The 12,692-nt window shown below is 69.9% G+C and carries 7 protein-coding genes; 3 read left to right on the top strand and 4 right to left on the bottom strand.

Going from position 1 to position 12,692, the window contains the following annotated elements; all coding sequences use genetic code 11:
• Positions 1–96: 96 nt before the first annotated feature.
• Complete coding sequence (locus I7X39_RS09860) at positions 97–1,218, top strand: PilT/PilU family type 4a pilus ATPase (protein ID WP_198110992.1); 1,122 nt, start codon at positions 97–99, stop codon at positions 1,216–1,218.
• A 13-nt stretch (positions 1,219–1,231) separates the two neighbouring features.
• Here the strand turns inward: I7X39_RS09860 and I7X39_RS09855 are convergent, their stop codons facing one another.
• Positions 1,232–1,984, bottom strand: a complete 753-nt coding sequence (locus I7X39_RS09855; RefSeq protein ID WP_198110991.1) for a hypothetical protein — start codon at positions 1,982–1,984, stop codon at positions 1,232–1,234.
• A gap of 65 nt (positions 1,985–2,049) precedes the next feature.
• On the opposite strand from I7X39_RS09855, the gene I7X39_RS09850 reads away from it, so the two are divergent.
• Positions 2,050–4,041 carry a monovalent cation:proton antiporter family protein gene (locus tag I7X39_RS09850; protein ID WP_198110990.1) on the top strand — a complete coding sequence of 664 codons (1,992 nt, stop codon included), beginning with the start codon at positions 2,050–2,052 and terminating at the stop codon, positions 4,039–4,041.
• A gap of 136 nt (positions 4,042–4,177) precedes the next feature.
• Positions 4,178–4,870 (top strand): histidine phosphatase family protein, encoded by a 693-nt coding sequence (locus tag I7X39_RS09845; protein ID WP_198110989.1) that lies wholly within the window; start codon positions 4,178–4,180, stop codon positions 4,868–4,870.
• Here the strand turns inward: I7X39_RS09845 and I7X39_RS09840 are convergent.
• The 3 genes from I7X39_RS09840 to yidC all read right to left on the bottom strand — a co-directional run.
• Positions 4,854–9,461, bottom strand: a complete 4,608-nt coding sequence (locus I7X39_RS09840) for a PAS-domain containing protein (protein ID WP_198110988.1) — start codon at positions 9,459–9,461, stop codon at positions 4,854–4,856. The genes I7X39_RS09845 and I7X39_RS09840 overlap by 17 nt on opposite strands.
• Before the next feature lie 84 nt (positions 9,462–9,545).
• A complete protein-coding gene (gene mnmE, locus I7X39_RS09835; protein WP_198110987.1) occupies positions 9,546–10,919 on the bottom strand; it encodes a tRNA uridine-5-carboxymethylaminomethyl(34) synthesis GTPase MnmE in 1,374 nt (457 codons plus the stop codon).
• 236 nt (positions 10,920–11,155) lie between these two features.
• On the bottom strand, positions 11,156–12,692 hold a 1,537-nt coding region (yidC, locus tag I7X39_RS09830; RefSeq protein ID WP_198110986.1), incomplete at its 5' end, for a membrane protein insertase YidC.

Below are 12,692 nucleotides of genomic sequence, written 5' to 3'. Positions count from 1 at the left end.
CGCGCATCGTGGGCCCCGAAGCTTGTTCCAGGTCAAGCGGGAGCGTCGATGGCCGGCTCGTAGACTGGGTCCGTCACCCCCGCCTTGAGCCGCCCCATGGACACACACGAGTTCGGCGACCCGCGCAACCTGGCTCCCTATCTGCGCTTCATGGTGCAGAACCAGGCGTCGGACTTGTTCCTCTCGGTCGGCTCGCCGCCGGCGGTGAAGATCCAGGGCGTGGTGCGACCGCTCAAGCTGCCGCCGCTGAACTCGATGCAGGCCAAGGCGCTGGCCTATTCGGTGATGCGCGAGGCGCAGATCCGCGAGTTCGAGTCCACGCTGGAGTGCGATCTGGCCACCAATTTCGAAGGCCTGGGGCGCTTTCGCTTCAATGTCTTCATGCAGCGCGGCGAGGTCTCGCTGGTGGCGCGCTACATCAGCGCACAGATCCCGTCGCTGGAAGACCTGCAGTTGCCCGCGCACCTGAAGGAGCTGGCCCTGATCAAGCGCGGCCTGGTGCTGTGCGTGGGCGCGGCCGGCTCGGGCAAGAGCACCACCCTGGCCGCGCTGGTGGACTGGCGCAACCGCAGCACGCCGGGGCACATCCTCACCGTCGAAGACCCGATCGAGTTCGTGCACAACCACAAGCTCTCGGTGGTGGACCAGCGCGAGGTCGGGCTGGACACGCGCAGCTTCGAGGAGGCGCTGCGCCACGCCATGCGCGAGGCCCCGGACGTGATCTTGATCGGCGAGATCCGCGACGAGCAGACCATGCGCCACGCGCTGGCCTATGCCGAGACCGGGCATCTGTGCCTCTCCACCCTGCACGCCAACAACGCCAACCAGGCCATCGACCGGGTGCTGAACTTCTTCCCCGAGGCGGCGCGCCATCAGGCCCTGCTCGATCTCTCGCTCAACCTCAAGGGCGTCATCGCCCAGCGCCTGCTGCCCGGCCTGCAGGGCGGGCGCGTGCCCGCCGTCGAGGTGCTGCTGCAGTCGCCCCATGTGTCCGACCTGATCCTCAAGGGCAATGTGGACGAGCTCAAGGACGCCATGGCGCACAGCAACGAGCTCGGCATGCAGACCTTCGATCAGTCGCTCTACCAGCTCTACCGCGCCGGCAAGATCAGCCTGGAAGAGGCGCTGGACAACGCCGACTCGCGCACCGACCTCTCGCTGCGCGTGCGCCTGACCTCCGGAGACCTGCCGGACGCCTCGGGGCTGGAGATTCGCTGAGGCGCCCAGCCGCTCAGCGGCCGCTGTCTCGCGCCGCTGGGCAATGCTGGAGCAGCTGTTTTTCCATCTTTTCCTGGCTGGCGCTCAACAGGCGCAGGTCTTCCAGGACATGGGGCGACACGCGAGGACGGCGTGTGCGATCCAGCGGCACGGCCGGCGCGGGCAGCTGCTGCGCCTGGCGCGTAGCCTCCAAACGCTCCCAGACCGCCTGCCAGTCGGGGTCCGCCTGGACGCGATCAGGCGCACACAGGCGCAGGGTCCACAGCACCCAGTAGCTCCGATCCTCGCCATGCCAGAGGGTCTGGCGCTGCTGGGGCGAGCGTTCTTGGGCCCGCTCGCGGGCGGCCTGCCGCTCGGCGGGGCTCATGGCCAGCGCCCGCAGGCTGTCGGTCGGGTGTCCGCGCTGTTCCAGGCGGGTCGCCAACTCGGGTAGCTGCGCCAGTTGATCCGCGTCCACGGTCTGGCACAGACGGGCGGCGCGTTCGTTCAGGCTGACGACGCGCACCCGCACGCCAGGGCGGGCGTAGGCCGCCCAGTCGGCCGAGCGCACCCTGTCCAACCAGCGTTCGGGCTCGGCGCAGAACAGCAGCAGGTGGGCCGCCCAATCCAGGTCTTCCATGTGCGGGCTCGCCAGGGCCTGGGCCAGCCAGGGGGAGAAGCCGCGCGAATCCACATCTTGCAGCGCGGGCGGGCGCGCCTGGGCCGCAGCCAACCCGCAGGCCAGCCCCACCGCCATCCACATGCCCAGACCGGTTCGCCCTGCCATGCCAAGCCCCCCTTCGTCCACCGCGGGATGCTATGGCGGACGGGCCCGATACCATCGGCCCGCCCATGACCAGCCTGGACCTCGCCCTGCTCTACCTCGTGGCCGCCGTGCTCGGCGTGGTGGCCTGCCGCAGCCTGAAGCTGCCGCCCATGCTGGGTTACCTGGCGGTGGGGGTGCTGATCGGCCCCAACGCGCTGGCGCTGACTAAGGATTCCGCCGGCCTGCGCTACCTGGCCGAGTTCGGCGTGGTGTTCCTGATGTTCGCCATCGGGCTGGAGTTCAACCTGCCCAAGCTGCGCGCCATGCGCGCCGTGGTGTTTGGCCTGGGCCTGCTGCAGGTGCTGCTGACGCTGCTCGGCGCCGTCATCGGCAATGAGCTGCTGGCCCTGGTGTTCGGCTGGCTGGGGGTGCAGTGGGAGCTGGGCTGGGCCGGCGCGCTGGTGCTGGGGGCATCCATGGCCATGAGCTCCACCGCCATCCTCGTCAAACTCATGGCCGAACGCCTGGAGCTGGAAAGCGAGCATGGCCGGCGCGTGATGGGCGTGCTGCTGTTCCAGGATCTGGCCGTGGTGCCGCTGCTGGTGCTCATCCCCGCCCTGGGCGCGAGCGCCAGCGACATGGCGCAGGACCTCGGCTGGGCCGGACTCAAGGCCGTCGTCGTACTCGGCCTGCTGCTCTGGGGTGGCCAGAAGGGGATGCGCTGGTGGCTGACCCTGGTGGCGCGGCGCAAGAGCGACGAGCTCTTCATCCTCAACCTGCTGCTCGTCACCCTGGGCCTGGCCTGGCTGACCGAGCACGCCGGCCTCAGCCTGGCCCTGGGCGCCTTCGTGGCCGGCATGCTGATCTCCGAGACCGAGTTCAAGCACCAGGTGGAAACCGACATCCGGCCCTTCCACGACGTGTTGCTGGGCCTGTTCTTCATCACCATCGGCATGAAGCTCGATTGGCAGCCGGTGGTGCAGCAATGGCCCCTGGTGCTGATGCTGCTACTCGGCCCCACGCTGGCCAAGTTTCTGCTGGTGGCGGCGCTGGCCAAGCTGCTGGGCGCGCCCTCGGGGGTGTCGCTGCGCACCGGCCTCTACCTGGCGCAGGCGGGTGAGTTCGGCTTCGTGCTGCTGGGCCTGGGCGCCGACAAGGGCCTGGTGGCGCCGCAGTGGGAATCGCCCGTGCTGGCGGCGATGGTGCTCTCGATGCTGGTGACGCCGCTGATCGTGATGTACAGCAACCGCATCGTCATGAAGCTGTCCAGCAGCGACTGGCTGCTGCAGTCGGTGCAGCTCACCACCATCGCCAAGAAGGCCTTCAAGAGCGACGCGCACGTCATCATCTGCGGCTTCGGGCGCAGCGGCCAGAATCTGGCGCGCCTGCTGGAGGCCGAGCGCATTCCCTACATGGCGCTGGACCTGGACCCCGACCGCGTGCGCCAGGCCGCCGCAGCCGGCCAGTCGGTGGTGTTCGGTGACGCCGCCCGTCCGCAGGCCCTGATGGCCGCCGGCCTGAACCGCGCCAGCGCCGTCGTCATCAGCTACCACGACACCCCCTCAGCCCTGAAGGTGCTGCGCCAGATCCGCGCGCATGCGCCCAAGGTGCCGGTGGTGGTGCGCACCGTGGACGACGCCGACCTCGACAAGCTGCGCGCCGCCGGCGCCACCGAGGTGGTGCCCGAGGCCATCGAGGGCAGCCTGATGCTGGCCAACCACGCGCTGGCCCTGGTGGGCGTGCCGATGCGGCGTGTGCTGCGCATCACCCAGCAGGCGCGCGACGCCCGCTACGGCCTGCTGCGCGGCTACTTCCACGGCGCCGACGACGACCTCAGCGACGACCGCGAGCAGGTGCGCCTGCGCCCCTTCACCCTGCCCGTGGCCAGTGAATGGGCCGGCCAGACCGTGGCCGACCTGCTGCTGCCAGCGCAAGGGCTGGCCCTGGTGTCGCTGCGCCGCGCCGACGGCGTGGTGGTGGCGGCGCAGGACAGCACCCTGCTGCAGGGCGGCGACACCTTGGTGCTGAGCGGCACGCCTGAGAGCCTGGGCCGTGCCGAGGAACGATTGCTGAAATGAGTCCCCCTCGAAGCACCTCCGGTGCCTCCCCCCAGGGGGCGCCACCAGCGGCCCGGCAAAGCCGGTTCCGCGGTGGCACTTGGTGGCGCCTGTTTCATGCGATCTGCGGGCCACTAGAACGATTGGGGAGCCCGAGATGACCCGCCGCCGCCTCTACCTCATGCGCCACGGCGCCGTGAGCTACTTCGACCCCGTCAGCGGCGCGCCGCTGCAGGCCGAGACCGTGCCGCTGACGGCCGCTGGCCAGGATCAGGCGCGCGCGGCCGGTCTGCTGTTCGCAGCCCAGAACGTGCGCTTTGATCGCGTCGTTTGCTCCGGCCTGCCGCGTACGCGCCAGACGGCCGCCGCCGTGCTTGCTGAACTGCCCGGCCCGCAGCCGGCCATCGAGGAAGTGCCCGCCCTGCGCGAGATCCACGGCGGCCGCCTGCGCGACATCGCGCCGGCCGAGCTCGACGCCGTCTTCACCACGCTGCAGCGCGGCCCGCTCACGGACGACACCCGCTTCCTGGGCGGCGAGAGCCTGGGCGAGCTGTGGGCGCGCGCCCTGCCCGCCACGCAGCGCCTGCTGGCCGAACCCTGGGACTGCGCCCTGTGGGTGCTGCACGGCGTCGTCAACGCCGCCTTGCTCAGCCACTGGGTCAGCGGCGGCCAGCGCCTGCTGCTGCCGGGCTGGCAGCAGGACCCGGCCTGCATCAACATCGTCGACCTCGGCGGCCCTGGCGACGCGTTGCTGCGTGCCGTCAACCTCAATGCGCAGGATCTGCTGCGCCCGCAGGAGCGCCTGAGCACGATGGAGAAGTTGCTGGCGGACTTCACTCGCCGCGGCTGACCAGGTCGACGAGCGCCTGCGGTAGGGTCTCGGCACACTCCAACAGCGCAGGCAGCGATTCCGGGCTCAGCCTTTCCCCCGCCTTGGCACGCTGCTCCCCGGCCAGCGCCAGGGCGGCCAGGGGCGTGGCGCCCACCATGGCGGCCAGGCCCTTGAGGCTGTGCAAGGCCTGTGCCTGTTCGAGCGGCTCACCCCGTTCCAGCACCGCGCGCAGGCCCAGGGCCGCCTTGAGCAGCCCCTGGCAACTGCGCGAATAGAGCGGCACACGGCCCAGGTAGCGTTCCAGAGCCACCTGCAAGTCCACCCCCAGCGCCTGCCCCTGGGCCAACCAACCGGCGGGCACCTGCACCGCGGCCACGGCAGCCGCCACGCGTTCGCTCCCTGCTCCACGACCCGTTGGGCCCGCTGCCGCTGCGCCCGAACGCGCATCGAGCTCGGGCGGGCGGCACCGCTGGCACAGCATGGACACCAGGTGATCCAGGTCGAAGGGCTTGCCCACATGGTCGTCCATGCCGGCGGCCAAGCACTGCTCGCGGTCGCTGGCCATGGCGTTGGCGGTCATGGCAATGATGGGCAGGGTGCGCAGCCCCAGCTCCTGGCGGATGGTGCGCGTGGCATCCAGACCATCCATGACCGGCATCTGCATGTCCATCAGGACCGCAGCAAAGCGCTCGGGCTGCTCGCGCAGCGCAGCGACGGCCACCGCGCCGTCTTCGGCCAGTTCCACCGCCGCCCCCTCCTGCTCCAGCAGCTCTTCGATGACCTGCCGGTTGGTGGCGTTGTCCTCCACCACCAGCAGTCGCAGCCCAGCCAGGCGGGGCTCGTGGGCGGCATCCGCGCTGTCGTGGCGCCCCAGCCAAGCCTCGCGCAGGCCGGCAGCCAGCACGGGCTTGGGCAGCACCAGGTCAAGCACACCCGGGTTGGCTTCGCTCAGTTGCTCCCAGCGCTCGCGCCCGGCCAGGGCGGCGAGCAGCCATAGCCGGGCCTTGGGATGGGCCGCACGCAGGGCGCGGGCCACACCCCAGGCGTCCTCCAACGCTTCGTCCACCAGCCAGAGCCCCTCCGGTGCCGCGGGCTGCGCACTTCCGGCAGATGGCCGCCCCCCAGCCGAGTCAGTCGACTCAGCCGCATCAGCTCCCTCCCCCCCCGGCGCCACCAGCGGCCAACCCAGCTCTTGGGCGGCACGCTGCAGGGCAGTGCGCAGACGTGGGTTCACCACCTGCAGGCCCAGGGCTGGTGCCGCTCCCAACGCCTCTACCGGAGCGGGCCGTTCGTCGCGTCGCAGTTCGATCTCGAAGGTGAAGCAGGTGCCCTGGCCTGGCGCGCTTTGCAGCTGCAGTTCGCCGCCCATCAGCTGCACCAGCCGCTGGCTGATGGCCACGCCCAGGCCGGTGCCGCCAAAGCGCCGCGTGGTTGACGCTTCGGCCTGTGTGAAACCGGCAAAGATGCGCTGGTGCTGCTCGGCCGGGATACCGATGCCGGTGTCCTCCACACGCACCCGCAGGCACAAGCCGGGCCCCGTGCCCGCCACCACGTCGAAGGCGAGCACAACCTGTCCGGCCGCTGTGAACTTCACGGCATTGCCTCCGAGGTTGATCAGGATCTGCTGGAGGCGCAGGGCGTCGCCCACCAGTCGGCGGGGCAGCGCGGGGTCGACATCCACCACCAATTCAACTGGCTTGGGCCCCAGGTTCTGGGCCAGCACCAGTGCCACGTCGCGCAGCATGTGGTCCAGCAAAAAAGGCTGCGGGTCCAGCTCCAGCTTGCCGGCCTCGACCTTGGAGAAATCCAGCACGTCGTCCAGCAATCGCAGGAGCGCACGCGCGGCGCCGACGGCCTTGTGGGCGTACTCCTGCTGGCGTGCCGACAAGGGGCTGCGCTCCAGCAAGGCCAGCATGCCCAGCACCGCGTTCATCGGCGTGCGGATTTCGTGGCTCATGTTGGCCACGAACTGGCTCTTGGCCCGCGAGGCCTGCTCGGCTGCAGCGGTGGCCTGCACCAACTCGGTCAGGTCGATGCGGAAGCCCACCGTGTGCCCATCGGGCAGGCGGCGCTCGACGATGCGCAGCGTGCGGCCATCGGTCAGGGTCTGCAGCAGCGTGGTGTTGGCCGCACGATGCACGGCCATGCGCTCGTCCACCCAGGCATCCACCCGCCCCAAGGCCGCTTGGTATTCGCCCCGCTCGGCCCCCGTGCGCACCAGCTTTTCGAACTGGACCCCAGGCTGAATGAGGTCTGCGACCATGGGGTAGGCCTGACGGTAGCGCTCGTTGCAGAACACCAGCCGGTCGTCGGGGTCGAACAGCACAAAGGCCTCGTCCAGCGCGTCGATCGCGTGACGCATCAACTCCACAGTCTGCTGCGCCTTTTCTTCGGCCACCCGCTGCGCCGTGACATCGGTGTAGGTGGTGACAAAGCCGCCACCCGGCAGCGGGCCGCCACGCACGTCCAGCACCATGCCGTTGGCGCGGCGGCGCTCGAATTGGTGCGGAGTCACCACGCCCTGCGCACGCGCCACGATGCCTTGCACGATCGTGTCCACATCGCCCTCGCCGTACTCACCGCGCAAGGCGTTGAAGCGGATGAAGGACGCGAAATCCGGTCTCTCGGGCGTGAAGAGTTCGTCCGGGAAGCCCAGCAGGGTCTGGTACGCATGGTTGTGGATCACCAGACGCAGCTCGGCGTCGAACACGCTCAGGCCGGCGGGCAAGTGCTCCAGCACCGTGTTCAGCAGCGTGGTCTGGCGGCGCAGCTCGTCTTCCAGGGCATGGCGTTGGCTGATGTCCAGCAGCGTGCCGGTGGCCCTGCCGCCCTCTTGGCCGGATTCGGCCGCGAAGCGCTGGCCGCGCAGAAGCACCCACACCCAGTGTCCATCGCTATGACGAAGCCGTAGCTCGCGATCCAGCTCGTGCTGTCGCCCCGCCAGCCAGGGCTGGAGGGCGGCCTCGAAGGCCGGCGCATCGTCCGGGTGCACGCGCTCCCGCCACACGTCCAGGCCCAATGGCCCCAGCGTCTCCAAGTCTTCACCGACCAGTTCGGCCCAGCGCTCGTTCACCTCCAGTCGGCCGCTGTCCAGGTCCAGCCGCCAGGTTCCTACGGCAGTGCCTTCAATGATCTGGGCCAGGTTCAGGCGCTCGCGCGCCAGTGCCAGCTCGGCATGCTTGCGCGCCGTCACATCGGTCTGCACGGTGATGAATCCTTGCAGCATCCCCTCGGCATCGCGCACCGCCTGGATGTCCACCTCGACCCACAACTGCGCGCCGGCGCGACTGCGGATCTGCAGCTCGCCGCTGAAGGACTCCCCCGCCCCCATGGCCGCATCCAGGCGCTGCAACAGGTGCGGGGCGGCGGTCACCTGCAGCAGCTGCCGGGCCGCCTGGCCCAGAGCCGCCGCAGGCTCATAGCCGGTCAGGCGACTGAAGCTTTCGTTGATCCAGACGATGCGGCGCTGCGCGTCCGTGATGTGCACGCCATTGGTGGTGCGCCGCGCCACCAGCGCCAGGCGCTGCAGCTCGTCGGTCAGGCTGGCGGCCCGTTCTTCCGCCCGCTGGCGCTGGCTGCCCTGGACCCGCAAGAGCAGCCCCAGGATGCAACTGGCAAAACTGGTGGCCAGGAAAAACAGCTCTGGCACCCAGGTGCGATGCTCGGCGTCCTCTTGCGCCGTGCTGCGCACCACGAGTTGGGCCTCGCGCCCTTGCAGGGCCAGTTGCAGTTCGCTGCTCATCGCCTCCTCACCCGCCGGGCGGCTCGCCCCCAAGCTCAGCAGTCGCTCGCCGCGCGCCGCCGAGCGGCCGCGCTCGCCCAGATCCCGCAGTTCCACCGCCACCCAGCCGTCGTCCACATCGCGCAGGCGGTCGAGCAACTCATCCAGCGCCAGGGTGGCAAACGCCATGCCCACCACCACCTCGCGCCCACCCTCCTTGCGACGCTGCGCCAGCACCATCGCCAGCATCGGCGCCGGGGCGCCCTGCTGGGTGCGGTCTTGGGCGTCCTGCGGGGGGCCAGGCAAACGGCCGCTCAGCGTGGCCAGCCCCACTTCCGCCGCCCGCGCCATGGCTTGGTCCCACCCAGGCTGCGCCGAGAGATCCAGGCCCTGAGCCACCGCGGTATCCAGACCCGGGCTGGCCTGCACCGCCCGCCAGCGCACGGCCCCGGCGTTCAGGGCCGCCATCGCCTGCAGTGCCGCCTGGGCCGGCGTGGGCGCGCTGGCGGGCCCATGGTCCGCAGGCTGTGGAGCGATCCAACCCAGTTCCCGCACGCCCGGCAGCTCCTGCTGCAGGCGCAGGCCCTCCACCAAGATCTGGAAACTGTCTTGCTGGACGGACTGGCCGGCACTCTGCAAGGAGGTCACCGCCCGCAGACCGGCCTCCACGCGATTGAAGCGCTCCAGAATGTCTTCGGCCGTGCGTTCCGCTTTGCGTTCGAACCCTGCACGGGCGCGCGCATCGAACGCCTGCTGCATCCAAGCCGCCCCCGAGGCCGCCACCACCACCCCACCCGCGGCGATCCAGAACCAGGCGTGACGCAGGCGCAGCAGCCACTGTGTGCGCCCCCAGGACTCCGGCGCAGCGGCTAAGTGGGGTTCTTGCATGGCGCCGATCTTGCCAAAGCCCGGCAGGCACACGCTCCAGACACACCCTGGGGTCAGCGGGCCTTTGCTCCCGCAGCGGGAGCGCTACTTTCCAATGCAGAAGCGCCCGAAGATTTCCCCGAGCAAGTCATCGGCCGTGAACTGACCGGTGATGGCACTCAGCGCCTCGTGCGCCAGGCGCAGTTCTTCGGCTACCAGGTCCAGCGCCGGCAGGCGCACCTGCGCTTCAGCCTGCTGCACATGCTCCAGCGTGGCGCGCAGCGCGCGCACATGGCGCTCGCGGGCGATGAACAGACCCTCCGGCACCGATTGCCAGCCGGCCCGCTGCAGCAGCTCGCGGCGCAGGGCGTCCAGCCCCGCGCCGCTCTTGGCCGAAAGGCTCAGGCCCCCTGCCGGCGCGGCCGCGGCATCGGCCTTGTTGTAGACGTGCAGGAGCCGCGCCTCCAGGTGCGCGGCGTCGTCATGCGCGGCCAGCTGGGCGCGGATGCGCTCGTCCTCGCGCTGGTACTCGGGCTCGTGCAGGCGCGTCAGGTCGTGCAGGAACAGCACCACGTCGGCCCTGGCGATGGACTCCCAGCTGCGCGCCACGCCGATGCGCTCGACCTCGTCGCTGGCCTCGCGCAGGCCGGCGGTGTCGACGATGTGCAGGGGCACGCCCTCGATCTGGATCTGCTCGCTCACGCGGTCGCGCGTGGTGCCGGGGATGGGCGTGACGATGGCCAGCTCGGCCCCCGCCAGCGCATTCAGCAGCGAGCTCTTGCCCACATTGGGCTGGCCGGCCAGCACCACCTGCAGGCCGTCGCGCAACAGCGCGCCCTGGCGCGTGCGCGCGAGGATCTGCGCCAGGCGCTGCTGCAGGCCGCCCAGCTGGCCGAGCACGTTCTCCTGCTCGACGAACTCGACGTCCTCTTCCTCGGGGAAGTCCAGCGTGGCCTCGACAAACATGCGCAGATGTATCAGCGCATCGCGCAGCGCGTTGACCTCGGTGGAGAGCGCGCCATCGAGCGCACGCGCGGCGCTGCGCGCGGCGGTTTCGGTGCTGGCGTCGATCAGGTCGGCGACGGCCTCGGCCTGGGCCAGGTCCAGCTTGCCGTTGAGGAAGGCGCGCTGGGTGAACTCGCCGGGCTCGGCCAGGCGCGCGCCCGGCAAGGCTTCCAGGCAGCGCGCGAGCAGCAGCTGCAACAGCACCGGGCCGCCGTGCGCCTGCAGCTCCAGCACCTGCTCGCCGGTGTAGCTGTGCGGCGCTGGGAAATGCAGGGCGAGGCCGTGGTCCAGCACCGTGCCATCGGCCGCGCGCAGCGGCAGGTAATGGGCATGGCGCGGCTTGAGTGCCTGGCCGCAGAGCGCGTGGATCAGCGCCTCCAGCGGCGCACGCGCCGAGACGCGCACGATGCCCACCGCCCCGCGGCCGGGGGCGGTGGCAATGGCGACGATGGGATCCTGATGACGGGCGAGCATCGCGCGATTGTCCGGAATGAAAAACGCCGTGCCCGGGGTGGGCACGGCGTTGGAGTGTTGGCGCGGGGGAAGGTCCGCAGCTGTTCCTCGTGGAACCCTGCAAGCACCTGGCGACCGCTGCGGACCGCCTTTCTTCGGGCGTCCTGCGGTGGCACGCCCCGCATGGGGTGGATTAAAGGCGCAGCGGGCCCGCGCCTCTACCCCCCGAGCGCGGGTTCACCCCGCGAATGCGTGAACTAGTTCTGCACCCCGAGCTGCTTGTTGATCATCCATTGCTGGGCGATCGACAGCAGGTTGTTGACCAGCCAGTACAGCACCAGGCCAGCGGGGAAGAAGAAGAACATCACGCTGAACATCAGCGGCATGATCCACATCAGCTTGGCCTGCATGGGGTCCGGCGGGGCCGGCTGCAGCCAGACCTGCAGCAGGCTGGAGAGCGTCATCAGCGCGGGCAGCACGAACCAGGGGTCCTTGGCGGAAAGGTCGGTGATCCAGCCGATCCAGGGCGCGTGGCGCATCTCGACGGTGGACAGCAGCACCCAGTACAGCGCGATGAAGAAGGGGATCTGCAGCACGATGGGCAGGCAGGAACCCAGCGGGTTGACCTTCTCTTCCTTGTACAGACGCATCATTTCCTGCTGCATCTGCTGCGGCTTGTCCTTCAGGCGCTCGCGCATTTCCATGATGCGCGGATTGACCTTCTTCATCTTGGCCATCGAGCGGTAGGCGCTCGCGTTCAGGCTGTAGAAGGCGACCTTCAGCAGCAGCACCAGGATGACGATGGCCCAGCCCCAGTTGCCGATCAGCGCATGGATCTGGTCCAGCAGCCAGAACAGCGGCTTGGCAAGGATGTGGAACCAGCCGTAGTCCTTCAGCAGGTCCAGGCCCTTGGCCAGCGCGGCGAGGTTCTTCTCTTCCTGCGGGCCGACGAACAGCACGTCATCGGCCACCACATTGGCGCCCGGCGCCACCTGGGCGAGCGGATGCACCACGCCGACGGTGTACAGATGCGGCGCGATGCGGCGCGCATAGAACTCGCGCGGGCCATCGGCCGTGCGCAGCCAGGCGCTGGCGAAGTAATGCTGCACCATCGCCACCCAGCCGTCCTGGGCCACGCGCTCGCCCTCGAAAGGCTTCTTGTCCAGATCGGTGTAGGCGACCTTGGTGTACTTGATCTTGTCGTGATAGATCGCGCCGCCGGTGAAGGTGCCGGTGCCGAAAGCGGCCGGGCCACCGCCTTGCAGCTGGCTGCCGTCGCGTTGCAGCTGCAGGTAGAGCTGCGGCTTTGCCGGCGCCGTGCCGACGTTCTGCACCTCATGGCGCACCTTGATCGCGTAGCTGCCGCGCTCGAAGGTGTAGGTCTTGATGAGCTTCAGGCCCGCCAGCTCGGGCGACTCGAAGCGCACGTTCAGCTGCTGCGCGCCATCGGCCAGCTTGCGCTCGGCCGAGACCAGGCGCATCACCGTGGTGTGATTGGGCGCGCCCGGCACGTCCACCAGGCCGGATTGCGCCGCGTAGAAGCGCTGGCGCTCCAGCACCTTCATCGGGGCGCGCTCGGGCGTGTCGTCGCCGTGCTTCAGCAGCTTCAGCTCCACCAGGCTGCCGCCCAGGGTGTCGAAGCTGGCGCTCACGAGGTCGGTGTCGATCTGCACCACTTCGCCCTGCGCGGACACGGCCGCCGCGGGTGCGGTGGCGCCCCCCGGCGCAGCCGGCGCCGGGCTGCCCAGCTGGGCCGCGGCCTGCGGCACGCCCGAAGCGGGCGGCGCGGCGGCG

Origin of the sequence: Inhella proteolytica, from assembly GCF_016093275.1 — a bacterium.
In the GTDB taxonomy this organism is placed as follows: Bacteria; Pseudomonadota; Gammaproteobacteria; order Burkholderiales; family Burkholderiaceae_C; genus Inhella; species Inhella proteolytica.
The sequence above is the reverse complement of the archived record's forward strand: the minus strand, read 5'-3'. Positions and strand labels throughout refer to the sequence as shown.